The organism is Streptacidiphilus melanogenes (assembly GCF_000787835.1).
Taxonomy (GTDB): domain Bacteria; phylum Actinomycetota; class Actinomycetes; order Streptomycetales; family Streptomycetaceae; genus Streptacidiphilus; species Streptacidiphilus melanogenes.
The window spans coordinates 35,885-56,083 of record NZ_BBPP01000011.1; the positions used below are offsets into that span (position 1 = coordinate 35,885).

The 20,199-nt window shown below is 73.9% G+C and carries 20 protein-coding genes; 12 read left to right on the forward strand and 8 right to left on the reverse strand.

Annotated elements, in window-relative coordinates; all coding sequences use genetic code 11:
- Positions 1-20: 20 nt before the first annotated feature.
- Together TR49_RS14750 and TR49_RS14755 are read right to left on the reverse strand one after the other, a co-directional pair.
- Positions 21-461, reverse strand: a complete 441-nt coding sequence (locus TR49_RS14750) for an SRPBCC family protein (protein ID WP_042381787.1) — start codon at positions 459-461, stop codon at positions 21-23.
- Between the two features lie 35 nt (positions 462-496).
- Entirely contained in the window at positions 497-1,942 is a 1,446-nt protein-coding gene (locus tag TR49_RS14755; protein WP_042381789.1) for an MFS transporter, read from the reverse strand.
- Positions 1,943-2,216: 274 nt separating this feature from the next.
- Here TR49_RS14755 and TR49_RS14760 point away from each other — a divergent pair, with 274 nt between their 5' ends.
- Together TR49_RS14760 and TR49_RS14765 are read left to right on the forward strand one after the other, a co-directional pair.
- Entirely contained in the window at positions 2,217-3,452 is a 1,236-nt protein-coding gene (locus tag TR49_RS14760; protein ID WP_042381792.1) for a cytochrome P450, cyclodipeptide synthase-associated, read from the forward strand.
- A gap of 145 nt (positions 3,453-3,597) precedes the next feature.
- On the forward strand, positions 3,598-5,595 hold the full coding sequence (locus tag TR49_RS14765; protein ID WP_042381793.1) for an ATP-binding protein: 1,998 nt from the start codon (positions 3,598-3,600) through the stop codon (positions 5,593-5,595).
- Positions 5,596-5,614: 19 nt separating this feature from the next.
- Here the strand turns inward: TR49_RS14765 and TR49_RS14770 are convergent, their stop codons facing one another.
- Positions 5,615-6,439 (reverse strand): neprosin family prolyl endopeptidase, encoded by an 825-nt coding sequence (locus tag TR49_RS14770; RefSeq protein WP_042381796.1) that lies wholly within the window; start codon positions 6,437-6,439, stop codon positions 5,615-5,617.
- Between the two features lie 188 nt (positions 6,440-6,627).
- Here TR49_RS14770 and TR49_RS14775 point away from each other — a divergent pair, with 188 nt between their 5' ends.
- The 3 genes from TR49_RS14775 (at position 6,628) to TR49_RS14785 (ending at position 9,758) form a co-directional block, all read left to right on the forward strand.
- Positions 6,628-7,971: a tetratricopeptide repeat protein gene (locus TR49_RS14775; protein ID WP_042381798.1), complete on the forward strand. Its 1,344-nt coding sequence runs from the start codon at positions 6,628-6,630 to the stop codon at positions 7,969-7,971.
- A gap of 160 nt (positions 7,972-8,131) precedes the next feature.
- A complete protein-coding gene (locus tag TR49_RS14780; protein WP_152627268.1) occupies positions 8,132-8,800 on the forward strand; it encodes a hypothetical protein in 669 nt (222 codons plus the stop codon).
- Positions 8,801-8,831: 31 nt separating this feature from the next.
- Positions 8,832-9,758, forward strand: a complete 927-nt coding sequence (locus tag TR49_RS14785) for an ADP-ribosylglycohydrolase family protein (RefSeq protein ID WP_042381802.1) — start codon at positions 8,832-8,834, stop codon at positions 9,756-9,758.
- Positions 9,759-9,830: 72 nt separating this feature from the next.
- On the opposite strand, the gene TR49_RS14790 is transcribed toward TR49_RS14785, so the two are convergent.
- The gene (locus tag TR49_RS14790) at positions 9,831-10,016 is read right to left on the reverse strand and encodes a hypothetical protein (RefSeq protein ID WP_042381803.1); all 186 of its coding nucleotides are present in this window, start codon (positions 10,014-10,016) and stop codon (positions 9,831-9,833) included.
- A 37-nt stretch (positions 10,017-10,053) separates the two neighbouring features.
- Here TR49_RS14790 and TR49_RS14795 point away from each other — a divergent pair, with 37 nt between their 5' ends.
- Together TR49_RS14795 and ykgO are read left to right on the forward strand one after the other, a co-directional pair.
- Positions 10,054-11,085 carry a lactonase family protein gene (locus tag TR49_RS14795; RefSeq protein WP_052434300.1) on the forward strand — a complete coding sequence of 344 codons (1,032 nt, stop codon included), beginning with the start codon at positions 10,054-10,056 and terminating at the stop codon, positions 11,083-11,085.
- Positions 11,086-11,206: 121 nt separating this feature from the next.
- Positions 11,207-11,329, forward strand: a complete 123-nt coding sequence (gene ykgO / locus TR49_RS14800; RefSeq protein WP_042381806.1) for a type B 50S ribosomal protein L36 — start codon at positions 11,207-11,209, stop codon at positions 11,327-11,329.
- Positions 11,330-11,408: 79 nt separating this feature from the next.
- On the opposite strand, the gene TR49_RS14805 is transcribed toward ykgO, so the two are convergent.
- The 4 genes from TR49_RS14805 to TR49_RS14820 all read right to left on the reverse strand — a co-directional run bounded on the left by TR49_RS14805 (position 11,409) and on the right by TR49_RS14820 (position 15,630).
- A complete protein-coding gene (locus TR49_RS14805) occupies positions 11,409-12,572 on the reverse strand; it encodes a serine hydrolase domain-containing protein (protein WP_042381808.1) in 1,164 nt (387 codons plus the stop codon).
- A 150-nt stretch (positions 12,573-12,722) separates the two neighbouring features.
- Complete coding sequence (locus TR49_RS14810) at positions 12,723-13,331, reverse strand: hypothetical protein (protein WP_052434301.1); 609 nt, start codon at positions 13,329-13,331, stop codon at positions 12,723-12,725.
- A 145-nt stretch (positions 13,332-13,476) separates the two neighbouring features.
- Complete coding sequence (locus tag TR49_RS14815; protein ID WP_042381809.1) at positions 13,477-14,361, reverse strand: NmrA family NAD(P)-binding protein; 885 nt, start codon at positions 14,359-14,361, stop codon at positions 13,477-13,479.
- A gap of 252 nt (positions 14,362-14,613) precedes the next feature.
- The gene (locus TR49_RS14820) at positions 14,614-15,630 is read right to left on the reverse strand and encodes a DUF1800 family protein (protein WP_052434302.1); all 1,017 of its coding nucleotides are present in this window, start codon (positions 15,628-15,630) and stop codon (positions 14,614-14,616) included.
- A 506-nt stretch (positions 15,631-16,136) separates the two neighbouring features.
- Between TR49_RS14820 and TR49_RS14830 the strand changes: the two genes are divergently transcribed.
- The 5 genes from TR49_RS14830 to ureG all read left to right on the forward strand — a co-directional run bounded on the left by TR49_RS14830 (position 16,137) and on the right by ureG (position 20,194).
- A complete protein-coding gene (locus TR49_RS14830) occupies positions 16,137-16,439 on the forward strand; it encodes an urease subunit gamma (protein ID WP_042381811.1) in 303 nt (100 codons plus the stop codon).
- A gap of 14 nt (positions 16,440-16,453) precedes the next feature.
- Positions 16,454-16,765, forward strand: a complete 312-nt coding sequence (locus TR49_RS14835; protein WP_042381812.1) for an urease subunit beta — start codon at positions 16,454-16,456, stop codon at positions 16,763-16,765.
- A complete protein-coding gene (locus TR49_RS14840) occupies positions 16,762-18,522 on the forward strand; it encodes an urease subunit alpha (protein ID WP_042381813.1) in 1,761 nt (586 codons plus the stop codon). The genes TR49_RS14835 and TR49_RS14840 overlap by 4 nt, the downstream gene beginning before the upstream one ends.
- Before the next feature lie 9 nt (positions 18,523-18,531).
- Positions 18,532-19,209 carry an urease accessory protein UreF gene (locus TR49_RS14845; RefSeq protein WP_152627270.1) on the forward strand — a complete coding sequence of 226 codons (678 nt, stop codon included), beginning with the start codon at positions 18,532-18,534 and terminating at the stop codon, positions 19,207-19,209.
- 289 nt (positions 19,210-19,498) lie between these two features.
- A complete protein-coding gene (gene ureG, locus TR49_RS14850; RefSeq protein ID WP_042381814.1) occupies positions 19,499-20,194 on the forward strand; it encodes an urease accessory protein UreG in 696 nt (231 codons plus the stop codon).
- Positions 20,195-20,199: the final 5 nt, after the last annotated feature.

Consider the following 20,199-nt stretch of genomic DNA (forward strand, 5'->3'; position numbering starts at 1 on the left):
GACGGACGCGGGGAAGGGGGTCAGTCGGCCTGCTCGGCGCGGGACTTGAGGCTGGCGAGCCAGCCGGTGAGGGACTGGTGGAGGGCCTGGCCGAGCTGCTCGGCCGCCGCGTCGACGGGTGCGCCGCTCCAGGACTCCTCGGTGTGCACGCTGACCTGCTCGCCGGTCGGCTCGAAGGTCCACACGTGGACGCCGTCGATGCCGCTCGCGGGACCGCCCCAGACCACGCGTCGGCCGGGGACGACCTCGCGGATCGTGGAGGTGATGTCCAGACCGTGGGTCTGCCAGCGGAACGAGGTGCCGGGCAGCAGCGGGCCGTCGAGCTCGGCTCGGTCGACGTCCGTGTTCCACTCGGCCCAGGCGTCGATGTCGGTGTGGACGGCCCAGACGCGATCGAGGGGCGCGTCGATGACGGTGGACAGGCGGACGATCACGGGAGCGGTCTCGTCGATGGTGAACATGGCGGTGGTTCCTCTCGATGGGTGGTGCGGTTCGGTCAGTGGTGCGCGGCCGACTGCGGGGCAGGGCGGACGGCTGTGGGTGCGGGCGCGCATCGACGGGAGAGCAGCAGCGCGAGGGCGGCCGTGGCGGCCAGAACCCCGGAGCCGATGCCGAAGGCGAGGCGGTAACCCGTCGTCAGCGCCTCCAGGTGCGGCTGGTGAGCGGCGGCGTGGGCGGTGGCGGTGCCGGCGAGGGTGGCCAGGACGGCCAGGCCGACCGCTCCCCCGACCTGGCGGGTGGTGTTGACCAGGCCGCCGGCCAGCCCCGCGTCCTCGGCGGGGACCCCCTCCACGGACAGCGCGGTGAGCTGGACGAAGGCGACGCTCAGGCCGAGGCCGATCAGGATGCTGGGTCCGGCGACGTCGGCGGCGTAGCTGCCGTGGGCGCTGATCCGCGACAGCCACAGCAGTCCGGCGGCCTCGGTCAGCAGGGCGCAGGTGACGGCGGCGGTCGCGCCGAGGTGGCGGGAGATCCGCGGCGCCAGCGTGGAGCCGAGCATGTTGGCGAAGGCGAGCGGGAGTTGGCCCAGTCCGGTGGCCAGCGGGCTGAGGCCGAGTACCTGCTGCTGGTACAACGGCAGGAAGAAGAACAGCGCGATCCACACCGATCCCAGCAGCGCCATCAGCAGGTTGCCCGCGGTGACCCGGCCGGTGCGGAACAGGCGGGGCGGCAGCAGCGGGTTCGGGTGACGGCGCTCGACCACGACGAACGCGGCGAGCAGCACGGCCGCGAGGGCGAAGCCGCCGAGGACCGACGGCGCGCCCCAGCCGCTGCCGCGCGCGGTGGTGAGGCTCCACACCAGCGCGGTGAGGGCGGCGGTGACCGTGGCGGTTCCGAGAAGGTCGAAGCGTCCGGGCGCCTGGGCCCGCTCCTTCGGCACCGAGGCGGCGACGGCTGCAAGGACCAGGACGGCGCCGATCGCGACCGCGTAGAAGATCCACGGCCAGCCCCAGGCCTGGGTGAGCGCACCGCCGAGGAGGACCCCGGCCGCGCCTCCCGCGCCGGACACCGCGCCCCAGACCCCCAGCGCCCTTCCCCGGCCGGCGCCCGGCGGGAAGAGGTCCATCACCAGGGCCAGCGCCGCGGGGGCGATCGCCGCCGCGCCGAGGCCCTGGGCCGCCCGGGCGGCGATGAGCACCGCGGGCGTGGGGGCGAGGCCCGCGGCCAGCGAGGACAGTGCGAAGACCGCGAGGCCCGCCAGCAGGACGCGCCGTCGGCCGAGCAGGTCCGCCGCCCGGCCACCGGCCAGCAGCAGGGCCCCGAACGCCAGACCGTAGGCGTTGACCACCCAGGTGGTGCTGCCGTCGGACAGGCCGACACCCGAACGGATCTGGGGCAGGGCCACGTTCACGATCGATGTGGCCAACATGACGGTGAACTGCGCCCCGGCCAGTGCTGCGAGAGCGGCTCCGGGGCTGCGGTGGGTGCCGTTGGGTTTCACGGGGGGACGCTCCTTGTCCGGGGGGCCGCGAGGCTGGCAACCGGTGGGGTTGACGGCTCGTAGCCTGGCCGCGCCCGCTGTCCACTTCCCAGCCCTGGCGAGCGCCTCCCGCTGTCCACGGCTGTCCAGAGCTGTCCACCGCGGTCCGGGACTGCTCACCCAGGTCCAGCCGGTCGACGGTGTCGGCCCGAGCGGCGGCTGTCTATAGTCCGGAGCAACGGGACGTCCCAGTGCCTCCCCGTTCCCGTCCCCGTCCGAGAGGCCCGCCGTACCCGTGCCCGATCCCCGCTTCAGCGTCCTGTCCGAGGACTTCGCCGCCGCTCCCCACCGGTACTTCGCCCGGCTGCGGGAGCAGTCGCCGGTGCACTACGAGCCGGCGGTCGACAGCTGGTTCGTCTCCCGCTACCCGGACGTGCGGCGGGTGCTGACCGACCATGAGGCGTTCACCACCGAGACCTTGCAGGTGCGCGCCGAGCCGGTGATGCGCGGACCGGTCCTGGCCCAGATGACCGGGGCAGAGCACACGGCGAAGCGGAAGATCGTCGTGCGGGGCTTCACCGGGCAGGCGCTGCAGGACCAGACCCACGTCATCCGCGCCAATGCCGCGGAGGTCCTCGCGCCGCTGCTGTCGCAAGGGCGGATGGATCTCGTCAACGACTTCGGCAAGCCCTTCGCGGTCCGGGTGACCCTGGACGTGCTCGGCCTGGACAAGGAGGACTGGCGACAGGTCAGCGCCTGGCTCGCCGGGGTCGGCGAGTTCATCACCAGCATCGCGCTCACCCCCGAGCGCCGCCGGCACTGCATGGACTGCGCCCTGGGTCTGGAGGCCTACCTCGTCCCCGTGATCGAACAGCGGCGCCGCCACCCCGGCGAGGACCTGATATCGCTGCTGAGCACGACCGAGTTCGACAGTGTCGCCATGAGCACCCGCGAGGTCACCGCGCTGATCATCAACGTGCTGGTGGCCGCCGTCGAGCCCGCCGACAAGACCCTCGGTCTCCTCTTCAAGCACCTGATCGACCACCCCGAGCAGTTGGCGCAGGTCCAGCGCGACCCGGCGCTGCTGTCCGCGGCGATCGCCGAGACGCTGCGCTACACCCCGCCGGTGCAGCTCATCCCGCGCCTCGCGGAGCAGGAGGCCGTGTTCGACGGCGGCGTCGTGCCGGCGGGTGCCACCGTGTTCTGCATGATCGGCGCGGCCAACCGCGACCCCGAGGCGTTCACCGCCCCGGACGCCTTCGACATCCACCGCCAGGACCTGGGCACCGCACGGTCGTTCACCGCCGCCGCCCAGCACCTTGCCTTCGGCACCGGACTGCACCAGTGCGTCGGCGCCGCCTTCGCCCGCGCCGAGATCGAGACCGTGGCCGCGCTGCTGCTCCCGCTGCTCGACCGGGTCCGCCACAGACCCGGCTCCGAGTACCGGGAGTCGGGCCTGTACACGCGTGGTCCGGTCGCCCTGCCACTGGATTTCACGCCGGCGCCCGACGCGGTCGCCGCCCACAGCTGACGGCGCCCTGCCGCGTCCGCCCGGACGCCTCGGCACCCCGGCCGCCCTTGGTTAGGATCAAGGCGGCGGGGGCGCCGGACCGGGAGCGTACCGCAGGTCCGGAGGGCACGACGCGGTGCCGGGACACGGGGAAGGGGAGGCCGTCATGGCGTCCGTGGGAGAGAGACTGAGCAGCGCGCGCGTCCAGGCCTTCGTCGGCCGGGACGAGGAGCTCGAGCGCTTCGCCGACGCGTTGGCCGGTGAGGCCGACGCCCCCTTCGCGTTCTACGTGTTCGGACCGGGGGGCATCGGCAAGTCGACGCTGCTGCGGCGGCTCGCCGACCAGGCCCGCGCGGTCGGCCGCACGATCCTGGACCTGGACGGCCGCTTCGTCAGCCGGGACCCGGCCGACTTCGAACGCGAGGCCGCGCCGTTCCTGAAGACGCCCGGCACGGTGCTGTTCGTGGACTCCTTCGAGCACTGCCAGTGGCTGGAGAGCTGGCTGTGGCAGCGCTTCCTGCCACGCGCCGCCGACGACACCCTGGTGGTCCTGGCGGGCCGGCTCGCCCCGCACCCGCAGTGGACCGCCGACCCCGCCTGGACGGAGATCCTCCACGTCCACGAACTGGAGCCGTTCTCCGAGGAGCAGGCCCGCAGCCTGCTGACCACCACCCAGGTCCTGCCCGGCCTGCGGGAGCGCATCCTGCGCTTCGCCGGAGGCAACCCGCTGGCGCTCTCGCTGGCGGCGGCCGCGGGCACGGCCGACTGGGGGCGGGAGGAGACCTGGGCGCCCTCGGCCGACATCCTGCGTCCCCTGCTGGCGGGCCTGATCGGCGAGGTGCCGACGGCGGCCCACCGGCGTGCCCTGGAGGTGGCCGCCCAGGCGTACTCGACGTCCGAGGAGCTGCTCACGGCGGTGCTGCCCGACCAGGACGCCCACCAGTTGTTCACCTGGCTGCGGGAGCTGCCCTTCATGGAGTCCACCCACCGGGGGCTCCACCCGCACGACGCCGCCCGCGAGACGTTGGCCGCCGACCTGCGCTGGCGGGCCCCCAACGCGTTCGAGACGATGCGGCAGCGCCTGGCCGAGGAGTATCTGCGGCTGCTGCGCGAGGCGCCCGAGGAGCAGGTCTTCACCGTCACCGACGAACTCTTCCACCTCTTCCGGGACGGTCGGATCGTCGCCCGCACCCGCACCTGGTCCCGCGAGGACGAGGTGCACGACCGGCCGCTGCACCCCGACGACCTCGACACCGTGCTGCGCATGGCGGAGGAGACCGAGGGCCCCGCCTCCGCCGAACTGGTGCGCTACTGGGCCGAGCGCCAGCCGCAGGCCTTCAGCGTCTACCGCCTGGTGACGACGGGCCGGGTCGTCGCGTTCACCGCCCGACTCGCCCTGGCCGCCCCGCCCGACCCCGAGGACCTGGCCGCGGACCCCGTGGTGGCGGCCGCGTGGGAGTACACCGAGACCGCCGGGCCGGTCCGGCCCGGCGAGCACATCGGCGTCAGCCGCTTCTCGGTCTACCCCGAGCGCTACCAGGTGCCCTCCCGTGTCATCGACCTGAGCAGTTCCCGCGCCCAGGCGGAGTCCGCGCGCGCCCGGGGCCGCGCCTACGGCTTCGCCGTCTGGCGGGACGCCGAGGCGTGGGCCGAGCGCGTGAAGGGCAGCCTCGCCGACACCGGTGCGCGCCCCCTGGTCGGCGGGGACAGCTACGGCGTGTTCGCCGTCGACTGGCGGCGGACCCCCGTCGAAACGTGGCTGCGCCACTTCATCTCGGCCACCGCCGTCCCGCCGTCCGGGCCGTCGGGCTTCTCGCGCGCCTCGTTCGACCAGGCCGTCCGTGAGGCCCTGGCTCACTGGCGCGACGCGGGCGCGTTCGCGGCCTGCGCCCTGATCCGCGCCCGCCTGGCCGCCGATCTGGCCGACCCTGTCCCGGAGCTGCGCGAGCTGCTGCGCCGCGCGGTGGACGGCCTCGCGGCCGACCCGCGCGGGGTGCGCGCCAAGGAGGCCCTGACGGCGGGTTACTTCTCCGGCGCGCCCACCCAGGAGGCCGCCGCCCGCCGCCTCGGCCTCCCGTACGGCACCTACCGCCGCCACCTGCGCCACGGCCTGGACCTGCTCTGCGAAGCCCTGTGGGAGCAGGAGCTGCACGGGTCCCGCTGACGGCGGGCCGAAGGGCCCGTCAGCAGGGGCCGGTGCCGGGGCCCCCGAGGTGGAACGAGGTCGGGGTGATCCGCCCGGCGTCGTACAGGGCGGGGCTGGTGGCGGCGATGGTGAGCCGGGGGCGGTCGGCGGCGCCGAGCAGCCGGTAGCCGGATATCCAGCCGGAACCGTGAGCTGTGCCGAAGCGGCCGTCACCCATCTGCTCGCAGGTGCTGTCCGTGCCGTGGGCCACCTCGCCGAAGGCGGTGACCACCTGGGCCCGGGTGTAGGAGCCGCCCCACAGGGAGCCGGGGAAGTAGCCGACGGCCTGGGCGTCGTAGAACACCCACCAGTCGCCCGCGAGGTTCAGGATCGAGAACTGGGCGGTCGCTCCGGGGCGCAGGGCCATGCCCGCCTTCGCGGTGTGCGAGACCTGGACGAAACCGCAGCCGTTGTAGCAGCTCTCCGCGCCGTCCACCCAGTGGTAGACGAACAGGTGCGGCAGCAGGTCGCCGTTGAGGCCGAGGTCGACGGTCCAGCCGATCTCGACGGTGGACTTCTGGTCGGTGGACTGCAGGGCCAGCTCCTGCAGCGAGTGCGCATCGGTGTCGCCGGCCTTGATCGCCGGCTCCGCCTGGAGCATCCGGATGGTGGCGCCCGCGGTGTCGGTGTTCTGACGCCCGGACACGTAGTCGTAGCAGGCGCCGAACCAACAGATCGGGCCGCTGCCGTTGACCAGCGGGGGCAGCCCGGGCGGGGTCGGCGCGGCGATGGCGGTGGGCGCGGCGGTGGGCGCCGCGGCGAGCAGGCCGAGCGCGGCGGCGAGCGCGGTGGCGCCGCTGACCAGGGCGTGACGAATGCGCATGGGGTCCCGTTCCGGTGCGAGGAGGAGGGGTGGGGAAGGAGGGCGGAGAGGAGTGCGGTGTGCGAGCATGACGTAAGCAGTGCTGTAAGTGTGATTAAGTGTCAGACTTACATCGGCGGCCAAGCTAGTGCCGCCGCCTCGTTCCGGCAAGAGCCCCTGCGGCCGTAGCCTCTGCGGATGTGACACGAGTGAACGAGCCGACCGATCGGCAGGCCCTCGGCCGCCGGGTGCTCCGGCTGCGCACCGAGCGCGGCCTGACCCAGCGCGCCCTGGCCGAGCCGGACTACACCCCCGCCTACATCTCCACGCTGGAAGCCGGCAAGGTGCGTCCCTCCGAGACCGCGCTGCGCTACCTGGCCGACCGGCTCGAGGTGAGCTACGAGCTGCTGGCCACCGGTCGCCCCCCGCAGCTGGCCGGCGAGTTGGGGCTGCGGCTGTCCGAAGCTCGCCAACTGCTCTGCGCCGGCGAGTCGGCGCGGGCGGTCGAGGAGTTCCGGGTGCTCGCCGCCGAGGCCGAGCGCCACGGCCTCGCCGAACGGCAGGCGGCGGCGCTGCTGGGCATCGGCGACTGCGCCCTGGATCTCGGGGAGCTGGACCTGGCCATCGAGTCCTTCGAACGCTCCGAGGTGCTGCTTCGGGACGCGCCGCTGCCGCAGCGGGTGCCGGCCCTGCGCGGGCGGGCCGTCGCCCACCTGCTGGCCGGCGACCTCCGCTACAGCTGCTACCTGCTGGAGAGCGCGATCGACCGGCTCAACACCGACGGCCTGGCCGACCCCCACGCCCTGCTGCTGCTCTACTCCGCGGTGATCGCCCCCTACATGGACCTCGGTGCGCACCGACGCGCCGCCCGGGCCGCCGATCTCGCGCTCGCGCTGGCTCCCCAGGTCGACGACCCCGCGCTGGTGGCACGGCTGCACCGCGGGGTGGCCCGTACCCTGCTGGCCGAGGGCCGGGCCGCCGAGGCCGAGGCGTCACTGACCAGGGCCGAGGAGCTCTACCGGCACCTGCGGATCGGCACCGAGCTGGCCCACTGCCACTGGATGCGCGGCTACCTCCGCGCCCAGGACGGCGACCTGCTCACGGCCGAGCGCGAACTGCGGCTCGCCCGCGAGCTGCTGGCCCGCGGTCAGCCCACCCTCTACACCCAGCAGATCGACGTCGAGCTCGCCGACGTGCTGCGCCGCGCGGGCCGCCCGGAGGAGGCCTCCGCGCTGCTGACGGATCTGGTCGACGCGCTGGGCCCCGGCCGGGGCGCGGTGCACGCCGGTGCGGCGCACCGACTCCTGGGCCGGATCGCCGAGCAGCGCGGCGACGCGACGGCAGCCGAGGAGCACTACCGGGCCGCGCTCGCCCTGCTGGTCGACACCAGCGCCGCCGCCGACCTGGCCGACCTCTGTCGGCTGCTCGGCGATCTGCTGCGCCGCAGCGGACGGCTGGAGGAGGCACTGGACACCTACCGCGACGGCCTGCGGCACCGGGCCGCACCGGGCACCACCACCCTCGGCCCGGCCCCGGCAGGGCCGCCCCTCTGACGGACGACGCAGCTTCAGCAGCCCGGCCGCTCCCGCCGTTCGGGGGAAAAGAAGGGGACGGAATGCGGGACGCGGCTCACCTGAACGGGAATTCCCCTGCCGTCTGGTACGGATTATCCGGCTTGGTGCGCTCTTGTCACAGGTGACAGAAGGAGAGACCTTGGGCTGGAAACTCACACGGCGGGCTACGGCGACGGCGCTTGCCGGAGCCATCGCCGTCGTCTCGGCTCTCCTTGCGCCGGCTCATGCCGACACCCGGCACAGCCGGCACGCACCCCTTCCCCCGCGCCTCCCACGGGACTTCCGCGGGAAGGGCACGTACATCGTCCCGGATCTGGGCATCACCGTGCCGTTCAGCTGGGAGGGGAGGAACGGCGACAGCCAAATGGTCGCCGGAGGCCCGGGGTATCCGATCTGGTTCACCAACCTGATCTACCACGGCAAGCTCTACACGCTCACGTACAAATGGCCCGGCCTGACCGAGCATCCCTGCTCTCAGATCCCCGGATTCGACCTGGACCAGTTGAACCAGGCGCTCGGCGGCGCGCGGTTCGTCGGGCGGGAGGTCCTCCAGGGGAAACCGGACCGGTATGTGAACCACTGGCGGGTCGGAGTCGTCCTACCGAAACTGCCTCCGGGGAACTTCCTGCGGCTTCCCCTCGCCCTGGGTGACGTCTACGTCGACCAGAACGACCGGGGTACGTTCTGGCAGGTGCTGCAGTTCGGCGTCCAGAACCTCTTCGACCCCGAGCTGGACGAGTGGCTGGTGATGCGCACCTTCGAGCACAAGCCCGGCACGGTGACGCTCCCCAGCAGCTGCGCAGCCTGAATCCGCACCAACTGATCACTACACTGCGCCCGTGGACACCGACACCGCGGGGCGACGAAGGCAGGCGCGGGCGAGCCTGGACGGGCTGGTGCTGGGGGACGCGTTCGGCGACAGCTGGTTCCTCCGCTCCGACGAGCCCGCCGAGGAGCTTCTCGCAGCCCGACGGCCGCGCCCCGCGCCGTGGTTGTGGACGGACGACTCGGCGATGGCCTTCGTCCTCTTCGCCCACCTGACGCAGCACGGCGAGGTGCGCCCCGACCTGCTCGCCGGGGACTTCGCCGCGCGGTACGCGAGCGATCCCGACCGGGGTTACGGCCCGTCCATGCACAACGTGCTGCGGCGGATCGGCGAGGGCGAGGACTGGCGGGTCGTCACCACCGGCCACTTCGGCGGGCAGGGCTCCTTCGGGAACGGCGCCGCGATGCGGGTCGCGCCGCTCGGCGCCTGGTTCGGCGCCGACCTGGCCGCCGTGGTCGAGCAGGCGCGGCTCTCGGCACTGATCACGCACGCGCACCCCGAGGCCGTCGCCGGTGCGGTCGCGGTGGCGGTCGCTGCCGCCCTGGCCGCCTCCGGGGCCGGGCGGGCGGTTCCGGTGCGCTCCGAGTTCCTGCGGGAGGTGGCCGGCCACGTCCCGTCGAGCGACGTCCGCTCCGGGCTGCTGACGGCGGCGGGCTTCCCGGACGGTACGTCGGTGCGTCATGCCGCGTCCGTGCTGGGCTCGGGGACGCACCTCTCCGCTCCGGACACCGTCCCCTTCGCGCTGTGGAGCGCCGCGGGCGGCCTGGACGATCTGCCCGAGACGCTGTGGCGGACCGTCGCCGGGTGGGGCGACCGGGACACGACCTGCGCGATCGCCGGCGGAGTCGTGGCGGCCCGCGCCGGCACGGGCGGCGTCCCTGGCGCGTGGCGTCAGGCGTGCGAACCGATCCCCGGCTGGAGCGGCTGGACGCTCTTGTGAGGCCCGGTCGCCCAGGGCCGGCCGCCGGCTGGAAGGCCCACAGCCGGCCCCGGCGCACCCGGGTGGGCGCGGCTACGTGCCGTTCGGGTCCCAGCTCTCCGCGCCCGGCTCGTGGCCGAGGGCGGACGGCATGCCCGCGAGCTCGTGGAGCGCGGAGGTGCCGGCGAGCCTGTAGAGGACGGGGTCGGGCCGGGCGGGCGGCTGCGGCGGGAACAGGCCGTTCCGGTACGGGAGGTTCCTCTCGGCTCGACGCGGCATGCGAAGATCGGGGAGTCGACCCGAGGAGAACGTCAGCGTGAACGCATCCCACCTGCTCGTGACCGGCTGCTACACCCCGGAGATGAACGGCCACGGCACCGGCCTCACCTCCTACCGGCGTGATCCGCACGACGGCTCGCTCACACCGCTCGACACGCTGGCGCTGCCCTCCCCCTCGTACGTGATCCGGCACCCGTCGCTTCCCGTCCTCTACACGGCGAACGAGGCCGGCGAGGAGGGCTCGGTCAGCGCCGTGGCGATCGGGCCGGACGGCTCGCTGCGCGAGCTGGCCCGAGTGCCGAGCCAGGGCGGGTGGCCGTGCCACCTGGCCGTCGACGAGACGGGTCGCGAACTGGCCGTGTCCAACTACCGCACGGGCTCCATGCTGCTGCTCGACCTCGACGAGGCGGGGCTCCCGGCCAAGGCGACGCGCCTCTGGCGCGGGGACCCGACCGCCCTCGGCCCGCACGGCGACCGGCAGGACGGCCCCCACGCCCACATGGCCGTCCCCGGCCCGGACGGGCTGTGGCACGTGGTGGACCTGGGCACCGACCAGCTCCACGGCTTCCGCGACGACGAGACCGAGGCCGTCACGGCCCTGCCCGAGGGGACCGGCCCCCGCCAGCTGGTACGCGGCGCGGACGGCATGGCGTACGTGGTCGGTGAGCTGGACTCGCGCCTGCACGCCCTGCGCGAGACCGAGCCGGGGGTGTTCGAGGTGCTCGGTTCCGTCGCCGCGAGCGCGGCCACGGCGGAGTCCGGCAACTTCCCCGCCCACCTGACCGTGAGCGAGGACGGAACCCTCCTCTACCTCTCCAACCGCGGCGCGGACACGGTGGCGCTGTTCCGCACGGTACCGGGCGGCGTGCCGCGCTTCGAGGCGGAGTTCCCGTCCGGCGGTTCCTGGCCGCGTCACATGGAGCTCCGCGACGGTCACCTCTACGTCTCCAACGAGCGGGCCGAGACTCTCACCGTCCATGCGGTCGACCCGGCGAGCGGTGCGTTGACCCTCCGGCACGAGTATCCCCTCGCCTCGCCGACCTGCGCCGTCGCCGTCCGCCTGGACTGACCGGGCCCAGGCGGACGCGGTGTGAACGCCGCGCCGGGAATGCCGGCGGCGTCGGCCGTGTTGACGTGCTCACGAGGTCCGGGCTCCCTGCCGGGCCCCGCGGAAAGAAAGGGGAAACCCCGTGAAGGTGCGCAACTCACTGCGTTCGCTGAAGAAGCAGCCCGGTTCGCAGGTCGTCCGTCGTCGCGGACGGGTCTTCGTGATCAACCGGCGTGACCCGCGGATGAAGGCCCGCCAGGGCTGAGTCCGCCAAGGCTGAGCCCGCCAGGGCTCGGACGGACCCTTGTCCGCCCGCTCCACGCAGCACCCGGCAGGGCCCCGGTTCAGACGTCTCCGCGGACCAGCGCGCACACGAAGGCCTCTTCGATGGCGCGCATCCGCGGGAACACGGCCGGGGCGATGGTCGGGGTGATCTGCGCGTTCACCGAGAACGTCAGGGAGCGGCGGCCGTCGGGCGTGCCGACCGCGAGCTGGGTGTAGCCGGGGGTGTTCCCGGTGTGGCCGTAGACCACGCCGCAGCGCGTCGTGTAACGGAAGATCGCCAGCCCGGCCTCGTTGCGGCCCGGCCCGGGCGGCTCGGAGCTGCCGTCGACGAAGGTGAGCTGCTGCCGTCGGACCCACGGGGCGACGAGCCGGCCGCCGGCGTAGGCGCGGATGAAACGGCTGAGGTCTCCCGGCGTGGACACGATGCCGCCGGACGCCCAGCTTCCGGAGTTGCCGAACTCCGTGCTCACGTCCTCGAAGCCGGTCGGCGTGGGGGCGTAGCCGTGCAGGTAGGGCCGCGGCAGGGTGAAGCCGGACGGGAGGCTGGTCGCGCGGAGCCCGAGCGGGGCGTAGACGAGCCGGGCCAGGAGCGACTCGTACCGCTCGTGGGTCGCCGCCTCGGCCATGAGGGCGACCGCGATGTTGTCGGAGTTCGAGTAGGCGTACTGGGTGCCGGGGGTGAACTCCAGCGGCTGGTCGGCGACGAAGTGCAGCAGGCGCCGGGAGTCGAACCGGTGGTGCGGGTCGTTCTGGATGATCTTCACGAACTCCGGGGAACGGCTGTAGTCCGGCAGCCCGCTGGTGTGCTGCAGCAGCTGACGCAGAGTCACCTTTCCCCAGTCCGCCGGGAGCTGCGGCAGGCGCTTGGCGATGGTGTCGTCGAGGCTCAGCCGCCCGCGGCTGACCAGGGCGAGGGCCACGGCCCCGCTGAACGTCTTCGCGACGCTCGCCACCCGCATGTGGTCGTCGATCTGCGGCAGCCGCCCGGTCTGCAGGTCTCCGGCACCGGCCCGCACCACGACGGTGCGGCCGTCGATGCGGAACACGGCGATGGCCCCCGGGGGGCCGCCCGCCTGACGCACCAGACTCTCCAGCAGCCGCTGCAGGCGTCGGTCCTGGTTCTTGCCCGGTCGCTCGGCCTGCGCGGGGACGGCGGCCGTGAGGGCGAAGCAGAGGGCGGTCAGCGCGGCGATCGCGGCGGACCGCCGACGGGCGAACGGCATGGGACTCCTGCCTCCCGGCTCCCGAGAGAGCCGACGTCAGCACCGGCGGGCGGGTTTCGGCTCTCAACGTCACCGCGCCCGCGTCCGCCGAAACCTCCCTGAAGCCATGTCACCCGCCTGCGGCCCCCCGCGAGTCCGGTGCACTGGGGGCTACATGCCGTGGTCCTGGCCCGTGCACGCGTCGAAGTAGCGCGTGGGGTCGAAGTGCTGGCCCTTTCCGGGGAAGTACCACTCGAGCGCCCGGTAGGCCGTCTGGCCGTGGCAGGTGCCCAGGTCGAACGCGACGACGGTGGCCTGCTCCGCGCTTCCCTGCGCGACCGACTGGCCCGGCCCCACGTACTCCGCCGAACCGGTGCCCTCGGCCTTCGCACCGCCCCACGACGACCAGTTCAGATCGGTCACGATGCCGGTGGGGTCGCCGTTGTTGGACAGCCCCGCGGGCCGGGCCACGCCGTACCCGCGCACTCCCGGCGCCCACACGGTTCCCAGCACCGGCAGCGAGGCGGCAACGGCGGAGGCGGCCGAGGTCGGCGTTGCCGGCGCGGCGGACGGCGTCGGCGCCGTCGCTGCGGGCGTGCCGCTCAGCGCCGTCCCGGTGACGCCCGACGGCGTGCTCGCGGACGCGGACGGCGCGGTGGCGACGCCGCTGGGGCTGGAGCCCGCGTCGGCACTGCCGGTGGTCGAGCTGCAGGCGCCGAGCAGCACCACGGCGCTCAGGACGGTGGTCGCGACAGCTGCGCGGCGAACGGCGGAGCGCATGAGGGGTCCCCCTGGGATGTCAGTGTTCGTGGCGAGGTGAGCGGTTGTTCCCAACCTGTCGCTGGAACTCTAGCCAGCGCCGGCACCCACTTCTGCTCGTGCGCGCCACGGACCTGCAACAGCCTTGTGACAGCGGCCGACCCGCTCAGGCCTGCAGGCGCCGGTAGCTCTCCGGGTGCGTGGCCAGGAAGTCCGCGAAGGACTGCGGGGCGCGGCCCGTGAGGGCGCGGACGGCGTCGGAGACGACGTCCATCTCGCCGGACGCGACGGCCTCGTAGGAGCTGACCCAGCCGGCGACCTCCCAGTCCGGCGCGCCGTAGACGGCACGCGAGGCGTACGCCTCGGCCTGGGTCTCCGGGTGGTAGCTGACGGTCCGTCCGGTCACGCGGCCGATCGTCGCGGCGATCTCGGCGAAGCTGAGTGCCTCCGGCCCGGTCAGGTCGTAGGTCGCGGCGTGGTGCCGACTCCCCGCGCCGCCTCCCTCGGGGTCGAGCAGCACGGCCGCCGCGGCGTCGGCGACGTCGTCGTGGGTGACGGCGGCGACACGCCCGTCACCCGCGGGGCCGCGCAGGACGCCGTCGTCGCCGGTCATGGCGACGAGGTCGGACTGGTAGCTGCTGTCCCGCAGGAACGTGAACGGCGCCCCGGTGGCGCGGATGTACTGCTCGGTGTGCCAGTGGTCGCGGGCATAGGTGAACGTGGCGTCGGGCGCGGCGCCCAGGTAGGACAGGTAGACGAGCCGGCGTACCCCCGCAGCCAGCGCCGCGTCGACCGCCGCCTTGTGGATCTCGACCCGGCCCGGCCCCTCGTGCGCGGAGCAGAGGAAGAGCGAGGTGACGCCGGTCAGCGCCCGGCGCATGGCCTCCGCATCGTCGTAGGAGGCCTGCGCGGTGTCCCGCACGGGCAGCTGCGCCAGCTTCGCGGCGTCCCGCCCGAGCGCGCGGACGGTGACGCCCTCGTCGGCGAGTCGCCGGGTGATTCGTCCGCCGACCCGTCCGGTCGCTCCGGTGACCGCGATGACCTCGTCCATGCCCGCTCCTCTTCCCTCTGCACGTCCCTCGTGCCGCGCTGACCGCCACTCTGCCGGGCGGGCCTCGTTCGCGCACGCGGACATGCGGACGGGCCCGCACGGACCGCGCGGGGGCCGGTCAGACGAAGCCGAGCTCGGGGAAGTCCTGACCGAGGACCTGCTTCGGATCGGCTCCGAGCACCTGGTGGAGCAGGGTCGCGTAGACGGAGCGGAAGTCGGTGGTGAACCTGAGGTCCCCGGCGTCGAGGTCGGTCAGGCTCGGCTGGGCGCCGTGGAAGCCGCCCCTGACCGGCGTGCCCGCGACGAAGAGCGGCGCGGCCGTGCCGTGGTCGGTGCCCTGGTTGGCGTTGGCCTGGACGGGCCGCGGAAGACCGGGTCGAGCAGCAGGGCGCGCAGCAGCGCGGTGAGGTCGCGCCCGGGGCCGTAGGCGGCCTGGAGACGGCCCATCACGTCGGCCGGGACCGGTCCTGGCGCGGCGTAGCGGTTCCACATCCGGGTCACCACCCAGTCGTGCGAAGCGGGTTGGGCCACGAGCAGGTCCACGAGCCCGACCGAGTCGTAGTCGGCGGTGGTGCCGAGGACGGTCTTGGGGGTGTCGTCGTGCGCGGCGGGCACGAACACGAGCTGCCCGTTCGCACGGTCGAGCCGCCAGCCGGTGAGCGCGCGGGCGGCGGCGCGGACGTCCTGCTCGGTGTAGTGGCCCACGCCGAGCGTGAACAGCTCCATCAGCTCGCGGGCCAGGTTCTCGTTCGGGGCCTGCTTGGTGCTGCCGATCTCGTCGAGCCAGACGGCGAGCGCGGGGTCGTGGACCATGGCCTGTGCGAGCGCCCCGAAGTCGCCGCCACCGAGGCTGCGCAGGTTCTGGTTCTGCTGGAGCATCAGCGCGGCGCTGCGCACCTTGACGACGGAGGTGGCCCAGTGCCCGTGCCAGAACCAGGTGCGCTTCTCCACCAGCGGCGCCTCCACCCGGACCATGCGGTCCAGCCACCAACCGCCCAGCTGGAGGTACTGCCCGGCGCGTTGCCGGTTGGCCTGCTTGCGCGCGGCCGGGTCGTGACCCGGGGCCGGGACGTCCGCGAACGCCGGGGGCGGAGTCGCCGCGACACCGGGGTCGGCCGTGCCGGAAGCACCGGCGAGCAGGTCGGCGACGGTGGCCTCGTACCCGGCCTTCTCGGCGGCGTCGATCTCCTCGGCCCGCCCGCCGAACCCGGCCCGCCGCAGCAGGTGCGCCACCTGTGTGCGCGTCGACGCCGCCGCATCCGCCGTCACCGTGCGCCTCCCCGACCCCGAGCGCGATCCCGTCCCTGTCCGGTCCCGGCCGACCGTAGGCGGGCACTTTGTGGAATCTCTGTGGCCGCCGTCCATATGATCGGACCGACCGCCGTCCGGGTCGAGCACGTGCACGAGCGCATCCGCCGGCAGCTGGACCGGCTGACCGACATCGCCGTCAACACCGGCGTGTCCGGCCGGCGCGCCCGCGACGAGGCGCACTGGCGGGCCCGTTTCCCGGACACCGACCCCCTCCCCTGGCTCGACGACCCGGCGCACCCGAACGCCCGGCCACCGCGTCATGGCCGACCACGCGCTGCGCGCCATGGGCCTCGGGGAGCTGGGCGAACTGTGAACGTCCCCCGCCCGTAACCCCTTGTGGGTCGGTCAGGTTACTTCCGTGTGACGCGCGAAGGACGCGGCCCGTCCGTCGGATACGGTGACGGCACCCCCGCGGCACGAGGGTGTGCTCGCGTCCTTCCTCCCACCCGAGGAGCTCGACGCCGATGAGACTGACCCCGCACGAGCAGGAACGGCTGATGATCCACGTCGCGGCCGACGTCGCCCTGGCGCGCCGGGCGCGCGGGCTGCGGCTCAACCATCCCGAGGCGCTCGCGATCCTCACCGTCCACGTGCTCGAGGGCGCGCGCGACGGACGGACTGTCAGCGAGCTGATGGCGTCCGGACGGTCGGCCCTCGCCCGGGACGACGTCATGGACGGCGTGCCCGAGATGATCCGCGACGTGCAGGTGGAGGCGACGTTCCCGGACGGGACCAAGCTGGTGACCCTGCACGACCCCATCCAGTGAGCGGCGGACGAGACGTGATCCCAGGCGAACTGCTGCTCGACGACGGCATGGTGGAGCTCAACGCGGGCCGGGAGGTGACCGCGCTGACGGTCGTCAACACCGGGGACCGCCCGGTGCAGGTCGGTTCCCACTACCACTTCGCCGAGGCGAACCCGGGGCTGCGCTTCGACCGTGCGAGCGCTCGCGGACGGCGGCTGAACGTGCCCGCGGGCACGGCGGTGCGGTTCGAGCCGGGCATCGCGACGACCGTGGAGCTGGTGCCGCTGGGGGGCCGCCGCGAGGTGTGGGGGCTGCGCGGCGAGACGGCGGGGCGGGTGGACGCATGACCGACTCCACCTCCACGGCGAGGACCAGCGCCGCCGCGCTGACGGTGACCCGGCGCCGCTACGCCGACCTCTACGGCCCGACGGCCGGGGACCGGATCCGGCTGGCCGACACCGACCTGTTGATCGAGGTCGAGCGGGACCTGTGCGGCGGGGGCGACGAGGCGGTCTTCGGCGGCGGCAAGGTGATCCGGGAGTCGATGGGCCAGAGCCGCGTCACCCGCGCCGAGGGCGCACCGGACACGGTCATCACCGGTGCGGTGGTGCTGGACCACTGGGGCGTCGTCAAGGCCGACGTCGGCATCCGCGACGGGCGCATCACCGCACTCGGCAAGTCCGGCAATCCCGAGACGATGGACGGGGTGGACCCGAATCTGGTGATCGGCCCGGAGACCGAGGTGATCGCGGGCAACGGCAGGATCCTGACCGCCGGCGCGGTGGACGCCCATGTGCACTTCATCTGCCCGCAGTTGTTCGAGGAGGCGCTGGCGAGCGGGGTGACCACGCTGCTGGGCGGCGGGACCGGCCCGGCCGAGGGGTCGAAGGCGACGACGATCACGCCGGGCTCCTGGCACCTGGCCCGGATGTTCGCGGCGGCCGAGCAGTACCCCGTCAACCTGGGCCTGCTGGGCAAGGGCAACACCGTCTCGGCGGAGGCGCTCCGCGCCCAGCTGCGCGGCGGCGCCGTCGGGTTCAAGATCCACGAGGACTGGGGCGCCACCCCCGCCGCCATCGACGCGTGCCTGCGCGTCTGCGACGAGAGCGGGGCGCAGCTCGCCCTGCACACGGACACCCTCAACGAGGCCGGATTCGTCCAGGACACCCTGGCCGCGATCGCCGGACGCGGCCTGCACGCCTACCACGCCGAGGGCGCGGGCGGCGGGCACGCACCGGACATCATCACCGTGGTCGCCGAGCCCAACATCCTGCCCAGCTCCACCAATCCGACGCGGCCGCACACCTGCAACACGGTGGCCGAGCACCTGGACATGCTGATGGTCTGTCATCACCTCAGCTCCGACGTCCCGGAGGACCTCGCGTTCGCTGAGTCGCGGATCCGCCCGTCGACGATCGCGGCGGAGGACGTGCTGCACGATCTCGGCGCGATCTCGATCATCAGCTCGGACTCGCAGGCGATGGGCCGGATCGGCGAGGTGGTGCTGCGCACCTGGCAGACCGCGCACGTGATGAAGCGCCGCCGCGGCACGCTGCCCGGGGACGGCCGCGCGGACAACCTGCGGGCGCGCCGCTACGTCGCCAAGTACACGATCAACCCGGCGATCGCGCAGGGCCTGGACGCGGAGATCGGCTCGGTGGAGCGGGGCAAGCTTGCCGACCTGGTGCTGTGGACCCCGGCGTTCTTCGGCGTCAAGCCGGACCTGGTCGTCAAGGGCGGCCAGATCGCCTGGGCGCAGATGGGCGACGCGAACGCCTCGATCCCGACGCCGCAGCCGGTGCTGCCGCGGCCGATGTTCGGCGCGACCGGGCGGGCCCCTTCGGCGAACTCGCTGAACTTCGTGACCGGGTGGGCGCTGGAGGACGGTCTCGCGCAGCGGCTCGGCGAGGAGCTCGGCGTCGCCAAGTCCTTCGCGCCGATCCGGAACACCCGCGGGGTGCGCAAGGAGCACCTGCGCGAGAACACCGCGCTCCCCCGGGTCGACGTCGAGCCGGACACCTTCACCGTGCGGATCGACGGCGAGGTGGTCGAGCCGCACCCGGCGGAGGAGCTGCCGATGACGCAGCGGTACTTCCTGTTCTGAGGAGGCCGGGTGACAGACCTCGCGATCCCCGCCGCGCTGCTGGTCCTCGCCGACGGGCGCTTTCCGGCCGGTGGCCACGCGCACTCCGGCGGCGTCGAGGCGGCGGTACGGGCCGGCCGGGTCGGCGACGCCGACAGCCTGCGGGCGTTCTGCGCCGGACGCCTCCACACCACCGGCCTGACCTCCGCCGCGCTGGCGGCTGCGGCCGCCGCCGGGACGGACCCGACGGCCCTCGACGAGGCGGCCGAGGCCCGCACGCCCTCGCCCGCGCTGCGGGCGGCCTCCCGCCGCCTGGGCCGGCAGCTCCTGCGCGCCGCACGAGCGGCGTGGCCGCACCCTGCCCTGGAGCGGCTGGCCGACGCCCTCCCGGGCGGCGCGCACCAGCCCGTCGCCTTCGGCGTCGTCGCCGCGGCGGCGGGCCTCGGCCCGGCGGAGGCGGCGACGGCCGTGGCCTACGAGTCGGTCTCCGGTCCGGTGACGGCCTGCGTGCGGCTGCTCGGCCTCGACCCGTTCCAGGCGACAGCGGTCCTGTCCGGGCTCACCGACCCGATCGGCGCCGTCGCCCACGAGGCGGCGGCCACCGCCGCCCTCGGCGACGTCGACCTGCTGCCGACCCTGGGCGCACCGCTGCTGGAGATCTCCGCGGAACACCACGCCGCCTGGCCCGTCCGCCTGTTCGCCTCATGACCGGCCGACCGTCATCGGGGGGCACCGACCGTCGTACGGCCCGCCGTGCACGGCGCGGCGCGCCGGCTCCTCGCGCCTGCGGGCACGGCGTCGCGCGCGCGACGCGGAGTCCGGCAGCAGTCGGGTCCGGCACGCGTGCGCGTGGCACGGCGCGGCCCCGCCCCCGGGACGGGCCCCCTTCCGCCTGGTCTGCGCCACTCGCGGGACCGGCTCCGCCCACGCTCCCAAGACTCGGGCCCGGACGGGCACTTCCGACCATCACCCCACCTCCCACGAGAGCGGAGCGACCGTGCACCGTGACCCCGACCTCCCCGTCCACGACCACCACGCCGCGCCGGTCGCGACGCTTCCGGGCAGCGGCGTTCGGCGCGCCCTGCGGATCGGGCTCGGCGGACCCGTGGGGTCCGGCAAGACCGCGACCGTCGCGGCGCTGTGCCGGGTCCTGCGCGACGAGCTCTCGCTCGCGGTCGTCACCAACGACATCTACACGACCGAGGACGCCGAGTTCCTGCTGCGCAACGCCGTGCTGCCGCCGGAGCGGATCACTGCGGTGGAGACCGGCTGCTGTCCGCACACCGCGATCCGCGACGACATCAGCGCCAACCTGGAGGCCGTCGAGGAGTTGGAGGCCGCCCTCGGGCCGCTCGACCTGGTGCTCGTCGAGAGCGGCGGCGACAACCTGACGGCGACGTTCAGCCGGGGGCTGGTGGACCACCAGATCTTCGTCATCGACGTCTCCGGCGGCGACAAGATCCCCCGCAAGGGCGGCCCGGGCGTGACCGGCTCCGACCTGCTCGTGGTGAACAAGACCGATCTGGCGCCCCTGGTCGGCGCGGACCTGTCGGTGATGGCCCGCGACGCCGCCGCGCAGCGCGGCACACTGCCGGTGGTGTTCTGCTCGCTGGTCGCGCCGGGCGGGGTGGCGCAGATCGCGGACTGGGTGCGGGCGCGCCTCGCGGACTGGCGGCGCGGACCGGTGGCGTGAGCGGC